This is a genomic window from Microlunatus sp. YIM B11417, assembly GCF_059617205.1.
In genome coordinates, this window is the sequence record NZ_JCAMPJ010000003.1 from 920,793 (window position 1) to 936,856 (window position 16,064).

Consider the following 16,064-nt stretch of genomic DNA (forward strand, 5'->3'; position numbering starts at 1 on the left):
TCCCGGCACCCGCATCGCACTGGTCGGCGATGCGTCAGTGCCGGGAGGCGGTCATTTCTGTTCAAACCACACGGTGAGTCAGTTCGCGCCCCGGAACGGGAAGTGGCGGGCGGGGTCGAACGTCGGCCGCGGCTGGTAGGTGTTGACGCCCGGGTCGCCGCGGAGCAGGAAGGCGCTCGGGTACGGCTGCTCGTCCGCGGTGATCCTCGTCGAGGTCGGGATGTAGCGGATGGTCAGGCCACAGCGCCGGTTCGGCGACGTGTTGGCGTTGCTGCCGTGCACGATCTTCGGGTGGTGCACCTCGACGTCGCCCGGTGCCAGCACCATGTCGACCGCCTGGCTCTCGTCAACCTCGACCGCGATCTCGGCACCGAGCACGTTCTCGACGTCCTTCCGTTCCCGCAGTGCCGCCGTGTCCAGCGTGTGGCTACCGGGAATCAGCCGGACGCAGCCGTTCTCCGGCGTCGAGTGGTCGACCGCCAGCCAGAGTGTCACCACCTCCATCGGCTCCAGCGGCCAGAACGCGCTGTCCTGATGCCAGAGCACCTGCTGCCCGGTGAACGGCGGCTTGCTGATGTAGTGCGACGCGAACAGCGCGACGTCGTCGCCGACGAACTGCGAGGCGATGTCGACCAGCCGGTCGTCGGAGATCAGCCGGACCCAGAACGGGTCGTCGCGCAGGTAGATGTGGCCGAGGTGTTCCGGCCGGACGTCCGGGTGCTGCTGCTCGAGCCAGGCCACGTGGTCGCCGGCCTCGGCGATCAGGTCGGCGTCGATCACGTTGCGGAAGATCACGTACCCGTCGCGGTCGAAGTCGCTCAGCGTCTCGCTGCGGGTGTCGGGGGTGCTGGTCATCGGTACGGCTCCTCGGTGGCGAGTTGACGATTTCCCTCATCATCCGCCGCGCGTTCCGCGTACGACAGCCACGGGACGCTCGAATACTTGTACTTTCTTGATGTGGTGATCTCACCGAGCCAGCCCGGACTGGAACGCTTCGAGACCCATGCCCTCGGCCGGCCGTACCACGCGGCGCTGGTCGACCTGCGCGGTCGGTCGGAGCCGCACGGGCACCGCGACTACTGCGAGGTCATGGTGGTGCTGGACGGCAGCGGCAGCCAGGATCTCGGGCCCGGCGTCACCGACCGGATCCAGCCGCTGCGGGCCGGCGACGTGATCCTGCTCCGCTCCTACGATCGGCTGACCGGCCGGGACCAGCACGCGATCTCGGGCCCGGTCCGCTTCTACAACATCGCCTTCCCGGCCAGCCGGTGGCGGTCCTTCGCCGACCTCGCCGGGGTCCGGACCGACTGGCACACCGCCGAGCGCCCGCCGCACCGGCGGCTCTCCCCCTCGTCCGGGTCGGAGTCCGCCGAGGCCGCCTGCGCGCTGGCGCTGCAGCGCTTCCGGGCCGGGCCGCGGCCGCTCGACCTGATCGAGTTCTGGACCGAACTCGTACCGCTGCTGGATCCGGAGCCGGCGCCCGGGATCGAGCCGCCGCCGACCGGGGCGCCGGACTGGCTGGTCGCCGCCTGTGCCGACCTGCAGCGCGACGACAACCTGCGCGGCGGCGTGCCCCGGCTGCTCGAGCTGGCCCGGGTCAGCCCGGCCCACCTGGCCCGCTCGATGCGCCGCTACTACGACACCACCGCAACGGGGTACGTCACCGAGCTGAGGCTGCGGCGCGCGGCCACGCTGCTCACCACGACCATGCGCCCGGTCGCCGAGATCGCCGACGCCTGTGGCTTCGCCAGCCCGGCCTACTTCACCCGCCGGTTCCAGGCCGCGCACGGGATGGCGCCGCGCGAGTTCCGGAAGGCGGCCCAGCACGCCTTCGTCCCGCGCGGGTAGCGGTCAGGCCAGGATCGGTCGCAGCACGGCGCCAGTGGCCGGGCAGCTCCAGACCGCGGCCCCGTCGACCGTCGCCGCGTCCGCCGGGTGCCGGTGCCCGGGACATTCCGGCACCGCCGCGCCCCAGTTCAGCGTCGACTCCACCACGTAGTCCTGCAGCCGGGATGCGAGCAGCTCGACCGTCTCCGGCCACGGCTCGTCGGGCAGCACGCAGACCGTGAACGGCTCCCACCGGTCGCCCTGGCCGTCGCGACCTCGCACCTCGACCTGGACAAGATCATCTTCTGGCCCGGCACCGAGCACGGTCCAGCGCCGCAGCGGATCGAGTTGATCAAGAATCTGCTGCGCCGCCGCCCCGAGTTCGTCCCAGCGCGCCTGCTCGTCCACCCGGCGAACCTAGTCGCTGCGCACGGCCTTTGCCGGGATGTCAGCCTTCCTCCACACACGTGCGCTGCCGCGTGGCGAGCTTCGCCGTGGAGGAAGAGGGACCTCGCTCCGAGGTCGGGGGTCGCGGTCTTCGCCATGCCTCAGACTCCACCACGTGGACGCTGCAGGCCGTCCCGCCTCGTCCGGCCACGGATCGCCCGGGCGGTACGTACCTGCGGGCTGCCCTGGGACCTCGACGCGGACAAGATCAGCTTCGGACCCGGCGCCGAGCACGGACCTGCGCCCCGAGCCAGTCGAGGTGGGGCTGGTGAACCTGGGCTGCCGGACTCCCGACTCGACCCATGTCACGATTCCTCTGCGGATCGGCCCTTCCGGGCGACTGCCACGCGGCAACGCCTGACCCGCAGAGAAATCGCGACACGGGTTGTGGCGTCCCGTTGCCATCCGCTCGTTCGCGGCCGATGCTCACCCGGGCTCCGCTGTCTATCCTTCCGGGATGGGTGCGACCACGGTTCTCACGACGGCGCGGCTGGAGCTGGTGCCGCTCGATCCGGACCGGGACGCCGAGAGCCTGCACGCGATGCTCGGCGATCCGGAGATGGATCCGTACGGGTGGGCAGCGCCGAGCCGGGACGTGGCCGAGACCCGGCAGCGGCTCCAGGATGACCTGGCCGGGAACGGCGGGTGGACCTGGGCGGTTCGGGTCCGCCCGGACCGGGAGGCGGTGGGCGCGATCGGGATCTTCTCCGATCAGGGTCGGCCGATCCGCGGGCTGAGCTGGCATCTGCGGCGATCGCTCTGGGGCCGGGGCATCATGGGCGAGGCCGCGCCGGTGGTCGTCGAGCATCTGCTCGCGGAGCCGGGGATCACCGGGGTCGAGGCCTGGATCGACACCCGGAACCTGCGGTCGATCGGCGTTGCGCGCCGGGCCGGGTTGCAGGAGGCGAGCCGGATGGCCCGGGTCTACAGCGATCACGTCGCGCAGCAGGTGGTGATGGTGCGAGCGGCCGAGCCGCGGGACAGCGACGTGGTGGCCGTCTTCCCCGACCTGCCGGTACGCGACGTGCGGGTGAGCGCCCAGCAGCTCGCGCAGGTGCTCGGCCTGCACCTGGCCTTCCTCCACCCGGACCCGCCCACCATGGCGCGGCTGACGATCACGCCCTGGGCCGGCAGCCAGGAACTCAATCTGGTCCGGGCGGGCGGCGATGTGGCGCCGGTCAGCCTGACGATCGACCTCGGCATCCCGCCCGACCTCGTCCACGAGCGCGCGCTGGCGGCCGGGCTCGCCGTGGACGGCCCGCCGCAGGATCAGCCCTGGTACCGGCGCACGTTCGCGATCCTGCTGCCCGACGGCCAGCAGCTGCGGGTGCAGGGACCGGTGCGACCGGAACGCGACGCCGGCTGAGTCCGGCTCAGGCGCGGCGCAGCAGGTCGCGCAGCCAGGCGGATTCCGCGTCGATCTCCTCGAGGAACCCGCGTTCCAGGAACGAGTCGTACGGATGGATCCCGGCCCGGCCCCAGCGGAGGGTACGGTCCCGGTCGCAGTCCTGGACGTCGAAGATCAACTCCCCCAACTCCGGCACGCTCACCCCGGCGTGTTCGGCGATGATCGCCAACCGGCGGAGATGGTCCGGCTCCTCCGGAAAGCCGCAGGCCTGCCAGCCCTTCGGCTCCGGCCGCAGCGGCACCGCGAACCAGGCGAGTTGCGCGAAGTCCCAGAGTTCCGGTGCCGGCTCCAGGAAGTCCCAGTCGATCAGGCCGATCAGGCGACCGTCCTGCCAGAGCGTGTTCCAGGGACCGAGGTCACCGTGCCGCAGCGGCCGCGGACCCTCACCGGGGACGCCGCCCGCTCGCCACACCGCGTCCGGACCGGGCTCGAACCCGGCCAGCGCGCCGCCCAGTTCGGCGGTCAGCTCGGCCAGCTGACGCAGGCCGTCATCGGAGCGGACGACCGCGGGCCAGGGCCGGTTGGCCGGCTCACCGGGCAGGAAAGTCAGGATCTCCCGACCTTGATCATCGAGGCCGAGCGCGCGCGGCGCCCGGTCGAACCCGACCCGGTGAAGATGATCAATGACGGCGTGCACGGCGGGCGTCCACGGGCCGGCGCTGCGCCGGACGGTGTCGCCGACGCGGACGACCGAGTTGACCATGCCGCCCGACAGCGGCTCCTCGGTCACCGGTCAGCGCGGCGGATCGAGAGTGCCGCGCACGGTACGCGGCTCGGACTTCGGCTCGGTGACCGTACCGTCGACCACGCTGCCGTCGACCACGGTGCCCGGGTCGACGTCGAGCACGGTCGAGACACCGGCCCGGTCCAGCCGGCGGGCGATCGCGGCGCCGAGCAGGCGGCGGGCCAGCGGGCGGGTGAACGGGAGCAGGAAGAACAGGCCGATCACGTCGGTGGCGAACCCGGGCAGCATGACGAAGGTGCCGCCGACCAGCACCAGGGCGGCGTCGGCGAGTTCACCGGACGGCATCCTCCCCTGCTGGAACGATTCCGTCAGCGACCGCCAGGCCCGGTTGCCCTCGCGCCGCATCAGCCAGCCGCCGAGGACGGCCTCAGCGACCAAGATCAACAAGGTCGGCAGCAGGCCGATCTGCTGGCCGACCTGGATCAGCAGCCAGACCTCGAGGATCGGCACCGCCACCAGCAGGACCAGCAGCAGCGGCATCAACCAGGGGTGTCGGCGGCCCATGATCAGCTCCCGACGGCCTTGGACCGGCGGCGGGCGGCGCCGGACAGCTGCCCGGCCCGGTACGCGATCCCCCACAGGGTCACCCGGATCAGCGCCTCGATGACGATCGCCTGGCTCATCTTGGAGTCGCCGTGCTCGCGGTCGACGAACGTGATCGGCACCTCGACCACCCGCAGCCCCGCCTTGACGGTGCGCCAGGCCAGGTCGATCTGGAAGCAGTAGCCGGCCGACGCGACGTCGTCCAGCCCGATCTTGCGCAGCGTGTCGGCCCGCCACGCGTTGTAGCCACCGGTGACGTCCTTGATCGGCAGGCCGAGGCAGATCCGCGACCAGAGGCTGCCGACCCGGGAGATCAGCTGCCGCGCCGGCGACCAGTTGACGGTCCGGCCGCCGACCACCCAGCGCGAGCCCTTGACCATGTCGGCCGTCCGCAGCGCCTGCAGCATCGCCGGCAGCCGCTCCGCCGGGTGCGACCCGTCGGCGTCATGCTGGACCAGCACCCCGTAGCCGCGGTCCAGGCCCCAGCCGAAGCCCGCGAGGTAGGCCGCGCCGAGGCCCTCCTTGCCGCGCCGGTGCAGCACGTGCACGTGGTCGTCGGAGGCGGCCAGGTGATCGGCGACGTCTCCCGTACCGTCCGGCGAGTTGTCGTCGGCGATCAGGATGTCGGCCTCCGGTACGGCCTCGCGGAGCCGGCCGGTGGTCTTCTCGATGTTCGCCGCCTCGTTGTAGGTCGGCACGATCACCAAGATCCGGCCCAGTTCGGTGGCTGGCCGTTCGGTCACACTGGGTCCTCTCGTTCCTGGTTCACCGAGGGGACGACCCTCAGGAGTGCGCGGGTTCCCGCGCCGGAGACTCCCCAGTCTTCCGCAGACGTCCAAAGCGGGCCACTCCGACACCGCCGGCGACCGCGGCGAGCAGGCCGATCAGGGCCATCGCCCGGTCCAGCCAGGGCGCGATCAGCACCGCCGGCGTGACAGCCGACCGGACCGGCAGTTCGACGACGAACGAGTCCGCGGTGAACTCCCGCGTCTTGTGCACCACGTTGCCGTCGCGGTCGATGAAGCCGGACACGCTGTTCGTCGTGGCGACCGCGATCTCGCGCCGGGTCTCCATCGCCCGGGCCCGGGTGATCGCGAACTGCTGCTCGATCTGGCCGGTGCCGCCGTAGGTGGCGTTGTTGCTCTGCACCAGCGACACCTGGGCGCCGTTGGTGATGGTGTCGTAGATGGTCTGGTCGTACGCCAGCTCGAAGCAGATCGCGTCGCCGACGGTGATGTTCCGGTCCCCGACCGGCACGGTCATGACACCGGGCCGGGTGCCCGGGATGGCCTGCGGCCCGACCTCCTTGAGGATCGGCACCAGCGGCAGCAGCTGGGCCCGGAACGGGATCCACTCGCCGAACGGCACCAGGTTGCGCTTGTCGTACCGGCCGAGGATGCCCTGCTGCGGGTCCCACCAGAGGCCGGTGGTCTGCCGCTCGTCCGGCCCCGGTCCCTCCATCACCGCGCCGACCAGGATCGGCTTGCCGGACACCTTGGCGGCCGAGTCGACGACCTGCCGGGTGGTGGCGTCGAGCACCGGATCGATGTCGGTCGAGTTCTCCGGCCACAGGATGAAGTCGGGCTCCGGCGCCTGGCCGAGCCGCCAGCGCGTGGTGAGCTCGATGGTCTGGCTGAGGTGATTGTTGGTGACCGAGCGTGCCTCGCCCATCGCGTCCATGCCGCGGCCCGGGACGTTGCCCTGCACCACGCCGACGGTGAGCGGTTCTCCGGTTCCGGCGGCCGACTCGAACTGGAGGCCGCGGAACATCGCCCCGGTGGCGCCGACGACGAGGAACCCGATCAGCACGGCGACCGCCGGCTGGCGAAGCGCCAGCAGGAACGGACGCCACTCCGCCCGCGGCCGGTTCTCCTGCAGCGCGCGCAGCACCAGCCAGCCGAACACCGACGCGGCCAGGGCGACGAGCAGGCTCACCCCCGGTACGCCGATCAGCGGGAGGAAGCCGGCCAGCGGCGTGTCGACCGCCGCGTAGGCCAGCCGGACCCAGCCGAAGCCGCCGAACGGGACGCGGGAGTAGGCGAACTCGAGTGCGGTCCAGGCGAACGCCGACCACAGCGGCCACAGCCGCAGCTTCGAGATCAGCACCAGCGCGAGCCCGAGCAGGCCGAAGAAGAGCGCCTCGAACAAGATCAACAACGCGGCGATCCAGGTGCCGAGGACCTGGATCCAGCCGATCGTCACGGTGAGCAGGGCCAGCCCGAAGGCGTACCCGAGACCGAAGCCGCGACGGGCCCGCTGCCCGTGCACGGCGATCAGCAGCAGCGGGATACCGATCAGGACGGCGCCCCAGAACGCGTACGGCTGCCAGGCCAGGCCGAGCACCAGCCCGCCGGCCACGGCGCAGACCAGCCGCCAGAGCAGTCGGCGGTCGTCCAGCAGCGCGGTCACAGTTGCGGGCGATCCTCGTACGGCGTGGACAGCACGGTCGTCGTATGGGTGGACACCTTCGCCGAGGCCCGGATCTTGGCCAGCACGGCCTCCAGATCGGCCATCGTCGGCACCTGCACCTTGAGCAGATAGCTCGGGTCACCGGCCACCGAGTAGCAGGAGATGATCTCCGGCAGGTGCTGCAGCCGGTCCGGCGCGTCGTCCGGCTGGCTCGGGTCGAACGGCTTGATCGCCACGAAGGCCGTGACCAGCAGGCCCAGCTCGTTGGAGTCGAGCGTCGCCCGGTACCCCTTGATCACGCCACGCTGTTCCAGCCGCCGGACCCGCTGCTGGGCGGCCGAGGTCGAGAGACCGGTCTCCTTGCCGATGTCGGTGTAGGACATCCGGCCGTCTCTCGCCAGCAGCTCGAGAATCCGCCGGTCAAGCTTCTCCATCCCCGACGCCGTGCCAGGATTCGACTGTGCGCACACCTCGATTACTCCTCCTCGACACTGCTTCCCTGTACTTCCGCGCCTTCTTCGGCGTACCGGATTCCCTGCGTGCACCGGATGGTACCCCGGTCAACGCGGTCCGTGGACTGCTGGACTTCATCGCAAGACTCGTCGACACCTACCGGCCGACCCACCTGGTCTGCTGCTGGGACAACGACTGGCGTCCGGCCTGGCGGGTGGAGTTGATTCCCAGCTACAAGGCGCACCGGGTCGCCGACGCCGGGGAAACGGTGGTCAGCGAGATGTCGACCTCCACCGAAACGGCCGGTGAACAGGCTCCGGACGACCTCGCGGTGCAGGTGCCGCTGATCGTCGAGGTGCTGACCGCGCTCGGGCTGCCGATCGTCGGCCAGGACGGGTACGAGGCCGACGACGTCATCGGGACCCTGGCCACGACCGCGGAGATGCCGGTCGACGTGGTGACCGGCGACCGCGACCTGTTCCAGTTGGTGGACGACACGCGCGAGGTGCGGGTGCTCTACATCGCCCGCGGCGTCGGCAAGCACGAGCAGGTAACCGATTCCTGGGTGCAGGGCAAGTACGGCATCCCGGCCGCCGCCTACGTCGACTTCGCCACCCTGCGCGGTGACACGTCGGACGGGCTGCCCGGGGTGGCCGGGATCGGCGAGAAGACGGCGGCGTCGCTGCTGACCACGTACGGGACGCTGGAGCAGGTGCTGGCCGCCGCCAGCGAGCCCGGGACCAAGATCAGCAGCTCGATCCGGTCCAAACTGGGCGCCGCGATCGACTACCTGGCCGTCGCGCCGACCGTGGTCGCCGTGGCTCGCGACCTCGACCTGGGCGTCAAGCCGGACGACCTCGCCCTGCCCGCCGCCCCGGTCGACCCGGCCGCCTTCGCCGAGCTCACCGAGCGGCTCGGCCTCGGCACCAGCGCCGACCGGATCACCGCCGCCCTGGCCCTCGACTGAGCTCGGACCCGGCCGAGCGCCGGGCCCGGACCAACGCGACGGCACCGAGCGTGAGCGCCGCGGCCCCGGCGAGCAGCCCGAGCAAGGCTCCGGCGCGCCCGTTCCCGGTCCCGATGCCGGCGTCCGAGGTCAGCACGACCAGTCCGGCCACCAGCACGCCGATCAGCCCGGCTCCCAGCGCCGACAGTGCGCCGAGCGACCCGGTCCGGATGCCGAGCCGGCTGCCGGGACGGGACAGGGCCAGGCCTGCCACGACCGCTCCCGCCGCCCCGAGCCACACCGCCACGAGGGCGCCGAGCCGCCCGGCGCTGAGGTAGGTGGCGCCGACGTGCGCGGTGAAGACGTTCGGGTCCGGCTCTGGTCCGAACCGTCCCCAGGCCACGAAGCCGGCCGCCGCCAGGTAGACCACCGGCCCGGCCAGCAGCAGCGGTTCGCGTCGGCGTACGTGCAGGACGATCGCGCCGATCATGAGCAGCGCGACGCCGATCGCGGTGACCGGGATCAGGATCGGCGCGACGCCGACGCCGGCCGGCAGCACCAGGCCCAGGGCCGCCAGGATCTCCAGGACGCCGATGATCCTGACCCCGGTGCCGCCGACGTCGCGGACCCAGGCTCCGGCCCGGGTCGCCGCCAGCGTCTCGGCGGGCACGACGAGCTTGATCGCACCGCCGATCAGGAGGCCGGCGGCGAGCAGACCGCCGGTGATGAAGAGGGTGAGGTTCATGGCCGCCTCCACCGGCCGGGCGCGGGGCCTCAGCCGCTGAACCGCGCGGTCAGCCCGCAGCGGCGCCGAGTCACCTCGTCGGGATCGTCGCCGTACACCAGCAGCTGCAGCGTGCTCCGCCGGACCGGGTGATCCGTGCGGGCGGTGTCGTGGCCGGCGACCACGATGAGGCCAGCGGCGGAGAGGTCAGGGCCGAGCGCGGCCAGCAGGTCCGGCAGCGGCGCGGCCACCGCGAGGCTCACCGACTCGGCCGGTCGGTCCAGCGCGTCGGGGCGGACGGTCTGCAGCGCCAGCAGCGGGATCGAACCCCCGGTGATCCGGAAGTTCAGGTCGAGCATGATCAGCCGGCCGTCCCGTGTCTCGGCGCAGTCCAGGCTGCACATCCCGCGATAGCCGAGTTCCGCCGCACGCTGGGTGATCGACTGACATTCCGCCAGCAGTTCCGGCGGCGGCGCGCTGACCAGGCCGAACAGTCCGCCGTCGTAGATGCCGACAGAGTCGACCCGCTGTTCGGTGACGGCCAGCAGGCGTGCCGTGCCGCTCGATCCGACATAGAACTGGATGCCCCAGTTGCGGGCCAGATCCAGGTATTCCTCGACGACGAACTCGGTCAGGACGCGGGTGAAGGCCGGCCAGGTGATCGGGTCACCGGCCCGATGCAGGTAGACGTCGAGGTTGCCGCGGTGCGCGTCGTCGGTCGCCGCCTTGAGCACCCAGGAATCCGCCACCGGCGTCGCCGCGAGGAGGTCGGCGCCGGTCACGATGCTGCGCCGGGCCTGGAAGTCCGGATCGACGAAGGTGCTGATGCTGGCCTTGTTGTTGAGGAAGCCGACGAGCCCACCCGACTTGACCGCGTACGGGTCGGGGCACAGTCCGGCCGGCTGCGGATACTCCATCGAGATCAGCAGCCCGTCGGCCATCGCCTCCCTCACCCGGAACTCGAACTCGACTTCGGTACGGAACTCGCGAAGCTCGGAGCCGACCGGCAGCCCGCTCTCGCGCAACCGCGCCAGCAGCCCGGGTTCGGTGCCGCCGGCGCTGCAGATCAGCGGCGTGTCCGCGGCCACCGCGATCGGCCGGGCGGAGACCACGTCGCGCGTGTGCCGATGCGTGCCGACCGGTACCGCGTCCGCCAGCGGCGGCCGGGCGCAGACGGCGACGCCCGGACCGTAGACGTCGCTGAGCGTCCGGGGAGCGCCGACCGACGGCGAGAAGGGAAGGGCGAGTGTCATGGGACCTCCCGAAGGTGCGTAGCGGGCCGTGACGGGAGGCATCGACTGCGGGGTCCGTTCGGTGGTCGCGACCGGACACGATGAAAGCCGTGGGCAGACGGCCCGGATGCGGGCCCTCTGCCCTGATGGTCTCATGCTTTCGACCGCTCCCCGGCCAGCGCGCACCCGGCGGCACCGTCCGGAGACTTGGGTCAGCTACGGGGTGTCAGGTCGAGCTGGGTCCGCAGCGCCGTGAGAAAAGGCTGCGCGGAGGGCGGCAGCGGGCCCAGGTAGTGCTCGGCGACGGCCGGGCGACGGTCGGCACTGGGGTCCCGGCGGAGGAGTTCGTCGAGGGCCTGGTCCAGGTCGCCGGCCCGGAGTTGATCATGAGTGATCCGGTACGCGGCCGCGGCCGTGGCGGGCGGCTCGGCGGTGGCCGGGCCCAGCACGACGGCGTACGGCTTCAGGGTGGCGAAGTAGTCGACCAGCAGGCCGCTGACGTCGGCGACCAGCGCGTCGGAGGCGTTGAACGCCTCGGCCAGCGGGTCCCGGCGGTGTTCCCGGGCCAGCCGGTGCGGTCGCCCGGAGGTCGTCCGGTCCCGGGCCAGCAGCGCGTCGACGGCGTCGATCAGGGACCGCTCGGCGGCGTTGTCCCAGCTCAGCGGGTGCGGCCGGAAGGCGACCGTCACCCCGCGGGCGATCAGCGCCTCGGCCAGCACCGAGCAGTACGGCAGCGAGCTCAGTTCGGTCCTGGCGTTGTAGCCGCGCCAGGTCGGGGCCAGCAGCACGGTCGGGTCGGCCACCGCGCCGATCCGGGTGGCCGGGGTCGCGGCGTCGGCCAGCTGGGGCCGGCCGATCTCGACGAGCCGGTCGTCGGGGATCTCCAGACCGGCCTGCAGATAGCGTTCCCGGGCCGCGGGGCCGGCGATGAAGATCCGGTCGAACATCCGGTGCGTCGGGTGCACCGATGCCTCCTTGTCGGAGTCGCCGTGGCCCAGGTAGACGTGCGTCATGGACCGGAACCCGACCAGGTTGGCGTTGCCGCCGACGACGTTGACGTAGAGCGCGACCTTCGTGGACTGGGTCACCACCGCGTCCAGGTCCGTCGCCAGCGGCGCACAGACCACCGGGGCCTGCGTCAGGGGGGCGGCCCAGGCCAGCGCGGCCGGCTGGCGGACCACGACCAGGTAGCGCTCCCCCAGCAGGTCCAGCAGCGGCAGCCACATCGCCAGCTGGTAGGCGCCGCCGCTCTCCCGGCTGGTGTAGATGATCACCCGCGGTGCGTACGTCTCGATCGCGGCGCGGGTCCGGGCCGGGTTGCCGACGGTCCGCATCCGGCGCCGGGTGAAGATCACCAGCCGCGCTGCCACCGCCAGCCCGACCACGCCGGTCAAGATCATCACCAGGGTCAGGCCGGTCGCCGCGGCCAGCCCGGACAGCAGCAGCACCAGGCCCGCGACGAGCCGGGTCTCAGTGGCGGTGATCGGCCGGGCCGGGTCCGGCTGGCCCGGCAGTCGGACAGCACTCAGCTGCGGGCGTGAGCCGGCCCGGGCCAGCGGCCGGCTCAGCGCGATCATCCCGGCGCAGAGCAGGCCGAGCCCGATCCCGCAGGCCAGGGCCGGCGACGGCCCGGACCGCAGGGCCGCGACCATGATCACCAGCAGGCCCGCGGCGATGGCCAGCGGAACGTCGGGGATCCCGCGGCGGAGCAGGCTAACCATGATCAACCGGATGCTGGGCCGGGCTCGACCCTTCGACAAGCTCACGGTGCTGGCTCGCCAACGTGCCCTGAACTTGTCGAAGGGCCAGGCCGGATTCGGCCGCAGGCCGGCCGATCACGGCTCGGGCCTGGTCGAGGAAGCCGTCGGCGTACGTCTCGGCCGGGAAGTCGCCCAGGTAGTAGATCCGGGTGCTGTCGCGCTCCGCGACCTTCGGATCGTTGATCAACAGGTCGTCCAGCGCGGCCGCCAGGTTGGTCAGGTCGTCCTCGATCAGGTAGCCGGCCAGCGCGGCGGGCGCGTCCCGGACCAGGTCGTCCGGGGTGCGGCCGACCGAGACGATCGCGAACGGCTTGGCGCTGTGCAGGTAGTCCGACACCACCGCGGACACGTCGGAGATCATCGCGTCGGAGGCGTTGAAGCAGTCCTCGACGGTCATCGTCTGCTCGGCCGCGTCGCCCCAGACGTGCCCGCCCGCCGGGTCCGCGGCCAGCCGGGCCTGGATCTTCTTGATCAACTCCACCGCCGCCGGGAACCGGTAGTTGAACGGATGGGCGCGGAAGATCACCCGGACCCCGCGCTCGAGCAGGGCGCCGACGATCCGCTCCCCGACCGGCAGCGAATAGACCTTGGTGTCGGCGAAGGTGCCCTGCCAGGTCGGCGCGTAGAGCACGGTCGGCCGTTGCTGCTCGGCGACCGGCCGCTCGGCCCGGGTGATCAACTCGACCTGGGGCCGGCCGACGATCCGGAACTTCTCGGCCGGGATCTCGACGCCGTGCCGGGCGTACCGGTCGATGCCGGCCTGGCCGGCCGCGAAGATCAGGTCGTAGATCGCGTGCACCGGGTTGTAGCAGGCCGGCTTCTCCGAGTCGCCGTGGTTGAGCCAGACATGGGTCAGCTCCCGCCGCTCGATGAAGTGGGTGTTCTTCACCGCGTTGTTGACGTAGAAGCAGGTGGTCAGCGACGGCACGATGACCTCTTCCAGGCTGCCCAGGCTGGGCCGGTAGATCACCGGCACCGAGGTGATCGCGGCGATCTCCCGGTGCATCTTGAGGTCCCGCGTGATGATCACGTAGGGCTCGCCGATCCGGTCGAAGTACGGCAGCCACATGCCGAGCTGGTAGCGCGCGCCGACCGGCGAGGCGAAGTAGGCGGCGAACCGCGGCGCCAGGTCCCGCACCGTCTGCGGCAGCCGTTCCTCGGCCGCGACGACCTGGTGCACCCGGACCGCCGCCAGCACCAGGGCGCCGGCCGTCAGGGCGAGCAGCAGCACGGCCAGGCCGAGAGCGAGCCAGCCGAGGACCGGCAGCCCCCAGCCGAGCCAGCCGACGGCCAGGACGACCAGGGTGCCCGGCCAGGTCAGCCGCAGCACGGCCGGCTGGCGCAGCTCGGCGCGCAGGCTGGGCAGGTTCGCCACCTCGACGCCGTGCCGGCCCCAGCCGCGCTTGATCGCCGTCTCGGCGGCGACGCAGAGCACCACCACGACCGTCGTGGTCAGCACGACCGGGCCGGTCGTCGCACTCAGTCCGAAGCCGACCGCGAGCAGCAGCCGGGCCGGTCCGGCGAAGGTCAGCAGGCTCTCCCAGCCGGCGAGTCTGCCCAACTGGGTCCGCTTCAGCCAGCCGATCAGCAGCACCCCGGCGAGCGCCAGCACCACCGACACCGGTTCCGGTGCGCCGATCAGGACCGTGGCCAGGGCCAGCGCGGCCAGGGCCCCGGCCACCGCGCCGCCGGCCAGCGCGGACAGCTGCCGGCGCAGGTTGGCCCGGCGGCTGGGCCGGCTCGGCTCGTCCGGCTCGGACAGCCCGTGCAGGTCGCCCGGATCGGTCCCGGTGGCGGCGTCGCGGACCGCGTCGACGAACGCGTCGGCGTAGTGCTCGGTCGGGAAGTCGCCCAGGTAGTCGGCCCGGATCTCGGCCCGCACGCCGGCGTGCGGGTCGGCGCCGAGCAGATCGTCCAGGACCGGGTCCAGGTCGGTCAGGTCGCGGTCGAGGACGTACGCGCCGCGGGCGATCGGGTACTGCGCGACGAAGTCGCCCTCCGGCACCGCCACCATCGCGAACGGCTTCCGCGAGTACAGGTAGTCCGAGACGATCGCGGACACGTCGGCGATCATCGCCGCGGACTCGTTGGTGCAGTCGAGCACGGTCCGTTCGGTCTCGGCCGCGGGCCCCCAGACGTGCTGCCGGCCGGTCGCCGCCGCGTCGTCGGCCAGCCGCCGCTGGATCTGCTCGACCAGCACGGTGTCCTCGGCGAAGTGGTACGAGAACGGGTGCGGCCGGAAGATCACCGTCCGGCCGCGGGCCAGCAGCGCGTCGACGATCCGCAGGCCCTGCGGCAGCGAGGACAGCTGGGTCTCGGTGACGTGGCCGCGCCAGGTGGGTGCGTAGAGGACCGGTTGCCCTTCGACAGGCTCAGGGCGCGTGGGGTGGTTGGGCTCAGGGCGCGTGGGGTGGTTGGGCTCAGGGCGCGTGGGGTCGATGACCTCGATGCCCTCGACCTGGGGCCGCCCGACGACGCGGAACTTGTCCGGCGGGATCCGGACGCCGTGGTCGGCGTAGCGGCGGGTGGCGGCCGGGCCGGCGGCGAAGATCCGGTCGTACATCGCGTGGGTCGGGTTGTACGACGGCGGCTTGTCGGAGTCGCCGTGGCCGAGATAGACGTGGGTCAGGTGGCCGTACCGGATGAAGGCACCGTTGCCCGACGACGCGTTGACGTAGAACGCGGCCCGGAGGGTCGGCGCCACCACATCGTCCAGCCCGCCGATGGTGCGGCGGACCACGACCGGGACGTCGGTCAGGCCGGCCAGCACCCGGGCCGGCAGCTCGTCCCGCGCGACGATGAGGAACGGCAGCCCGGCCCGTTTCAGGTACGGCAGCCACATGGCCACCTGGTAGGAGGCGTCGTCCGGCCGGGCCGTGTAGACGACGAACCGCGGCCCGTAGGCGGCGACCGCGCCGGACAGTTGCCGCTCGATCTCGCGGTGCCGCCGGATCCGGCCGGCGGTCTCGGCAAGGAACGCGACCGTCACCAGCGCCGCCAGCACTGCGGCCGCCGCCCAGAGCCAGGACCCGGCCGTCTCGAAGCCCGACTGTGCCCAGCCGATCCAGCCGAGGCAGGCGCCGGCCACGGTCGCGCCGAGGCCGGCCCACAGCACGGCCGGCGGCAGCCAGCCGCGCGGTTCGCGCAGCGGCGCGACGCCGGGCAGCCCGTGCACGTACACCAGCTTGGAGGCGGCGCCGCGGGCGATCGCCGGCTCAACGATCAGCCCGGCGACGATGATCAACATCGCCAGCGCCCGGCCGGCCCCGGCCACCGGATCGTTGGCCGGCTCGAACACGGTCACCGCGGCGGCGAGCGCCACCCGGGGCAGCTGCCGGCTGCCCACCGGCGACTCACCGTCGCGCCGGTACGCGAGCTGCTGCTCGATCCCGATGATCACCGCGGCCGCGATCGCCACGATCACGAACAGCGCGATCCCGACGTCCGAGGTCACCGCCCCGGACCAGACCAGCCAGGCCAGCACCAGCGGCACGGCCGCCAGCAACGGGTCCTCGAGGCTCCACCGCACCTGCTCCGCAGTCCGGTTCACGGGCGACTCCGGTTCACAGA

14 protein-coding genes are annotated in these 16,064 nt (G+C 72.2%); 3 read left to right on the forward strand and 11 right to left on the reverse strand.

Annotated elements, in window-relative coordinates; genetic code table 11:
- Positions 1–78: 78 nt before the first annotated feature.
- On the reverse strand, positions 79–855 hold the full coding sequence (locus AC6CCG_RS19470; protein WP_496656246.1) for a phytanoyl-CoA dioxygenase family protein: 777 nt from the start codon (positions 853–855) through the stop codon (positions 79–81).
- 102 nt (positions 856–957) lie between these two features.
- Here AC6CCG_RS19470 and AC6CCG_RS19475 point away from each other — a divergent pair, with 102 nt between their 5' ends.
- Positions 958–1,848 carry a helix-turn-helix domain-containing protein gene (locus tag AC6CCG_RS19475; RefSeq protein WP_496656247.1) on the forward strand — a complete coding sequence of 297 codons (891 nt, stop codon included), beginning with the start codon at positions 958–960 and terminating at the stop codon, positions 1,846–1,848.
- A gap of 3 nt (positions 1,849–1,851) precedes the next feature.
- On the opposite strand, the gene AC6CCG_RS19480 is transcribed toward AC6CCG_RS19475, so the two are convergent.
- Complete coding sequence (locus AC6CCG_RS19480; protein WP_496656248.1) at positions 1,852–2,235, reverse strand: hypothetical protein; 384 nt, start codon at positions 2,233–2,235, stop codon at positions 1,852–1,854.
- Positions 2,236–2,731: 496 nt separating this feature from the next.
- Between AC6CCG_RS19480 and AC6CCG_RS19485 the strand changes: the two genes are divergently transcribed.
- The gene (locus AC6CCG_RS19485; RefSeq protein ID WP_496656249.1) at positions 2,732–3,640 is read left to right on the forward strand and encodes a GNAT family N-acetyltransferase; all 909 of its coding nucleotides are present in this window, start codon (positions 2,732–2,734) and stop codon (positions 3,638–3,640) included.
- A 7-nt stretch (positions 3,641–3,647) separates the two neighbouring features.
- On the opposite strand, the gene AC6CCG_RS19490 is transcribed toward AC6CCG_RS19485, so the two are convergent.
- The 5 genes from AC6CCG_RS19490 to AC6CCG_RS19510 are packed head-to-tail and all read right to left on the reverse strand — an operon-like array spanning position 3,648 to position 7,813.
- Positions 3,648–4,412: an aminoglycoside phosphotransferase family protein gene (locus tag AC6CCG_RS19490; RefSeq protein WP_496656250.1), complete on the reverse strand. Its 765-nt coding sequence runs from the start codon at positions 4,410–4,412 to the stop codon at positions 3,648–3,650.
- Positions 4,413–4,415: 3 nt separating this feature from the next.
- On the reverse strand, positions 4,416–4,931 hold the full coding sequence (locus tag AC6CCG_RS19495; RefSeq protein ID WP_496656251.1) for an FxsA family protein: 516 nt from the start codon (positions 4,929–4,931) through the stop codon (positions 4,416–4,418).
- Between the two features lie 2 nt (positions 4,932–4,933).
- Complete coding sequence (locus AC6CCG_RS19500; protein WP_496656252.1) at positions 4,934–5,713, reverse strand: polyprenol monophosphomannose synthase; 780 nt, start codon at positions 5,711–5,713, stop codon at positions 4,934–4,936.
- Positions 5,714–5,753: 40 nt separating this feature from the next.
- The gene (gene lnt / locus AC6CCG_RS19505; protein WP_496656253.1) at positions 5,754–7,379 is read right to left on the reverse strand and encodes an apolipoprotein N-acyltransferase; all 1,626 of its coding nucleotides are present in this window, start codon (positions 7,377–7,379) and stop codon (positions 5,754–5,756) included.
- A complete protein-coding gene (locus AC6CCG_RS19510; protein ID WP_179758095.1) occupies positions 7,376–7,813 on the reverse strand; it encodes an Lrp/AsnC family transcriptional regulator in 438 nt (145 codons plus the stop codon). Before AC6CCG_RS19510 ends, lnt begins: the two co-directional genes overlap by 4 nt.
- Before the next feature lie 26 nt (positions 7,814–7,839).
- Here AC6CCG_RS19510 and AC6CCG_RS19515 point away from each other — a divergent pair, with 26 nt between their 5' ends.
- Positions 7,840–8,799 carry a 5'-3' exonuclease gene (locus AC6CCG_RS19515; RefSeq protein ID WP_496656254.1) on the forward strand — a complete coding sequence of 320 codons (960 nt, stop codon included), beginning with the start codon at positions 7,840–7,842 and terminating at the stop codon, positions 8,797–8,799.
- Here the strand turns inward: AC6CCG_RS19515 and AC6CCG_RS19520 are convergent.
- The 4 genes from AC6CCG_RS19520 to AC6CCG_RS19535 form a co-directional block, all read right to left on the reverse strand.
- Positions 8,774–9,523 carry a DUF6223 family protein gene (locus tag AC6CCG_RS19520; RefSeq protein WP_496656255.1) on the reverse strand — a complete coding sequence of 250 codons (750 nt, stop codon included), beginning with the start codon at positions 9,521–9,523 and terminating at the stop codon, positions 8,774–8,776. The two genes, AC6CCG_RS19515 and AC6CCG_RS19520, sit on opposite strands and share 26 nt — an antisense overlap.
- Positions 9,524–9,552: 29 nt before the next feature.
- Positions 9,553–10,755 carry an ATP-grasp domain-containing protein gene (locus AC6CCG_RS19525; RefSeq protein ID WP_496656256.1) on the reverse strand — a complete coding sequence of 401 codons (1,203 nt, stop codon included), beginning with the start codon at positions 10,753–10,755 and terminating at the stop codon, positions 9,553–9,555.
- Positions 10,756–10,946: 191 nt separating this feature from the next.
- Positions 10,947–12,455: a CDP-glycerol glycerophosphotransferase family protein gene (locus tag AC6CCG_RS19530; protein ID WP_496656257.1), complete on the reverse strand. Its 1,509-nt coding sequence runs from the start codon at positions 12,453–12,455 to the stop codon at positions 10,947–10,949.
- Positions 12,448–16,044 carry a CDP-glycerol glycerophosphotransferase family protein gene (locus tag AC6CCG_RS19535; RefSeq protein WP_496656258.1) on the reverse strand — a complete coding sequence of 1,199 codons (3,597 nt, stop codon included), beginning with the start codon at positions 16,042–16,044 and terminating at the stop codon, positions 12,448–12,450. Before AC6CCG_RS19535 ends, AC6CCG_RS19530 begins: the two co-directional genes overlap by 8 nt.
- Positions 16,045–16,064: the final 20 nt, after the last annotated feature.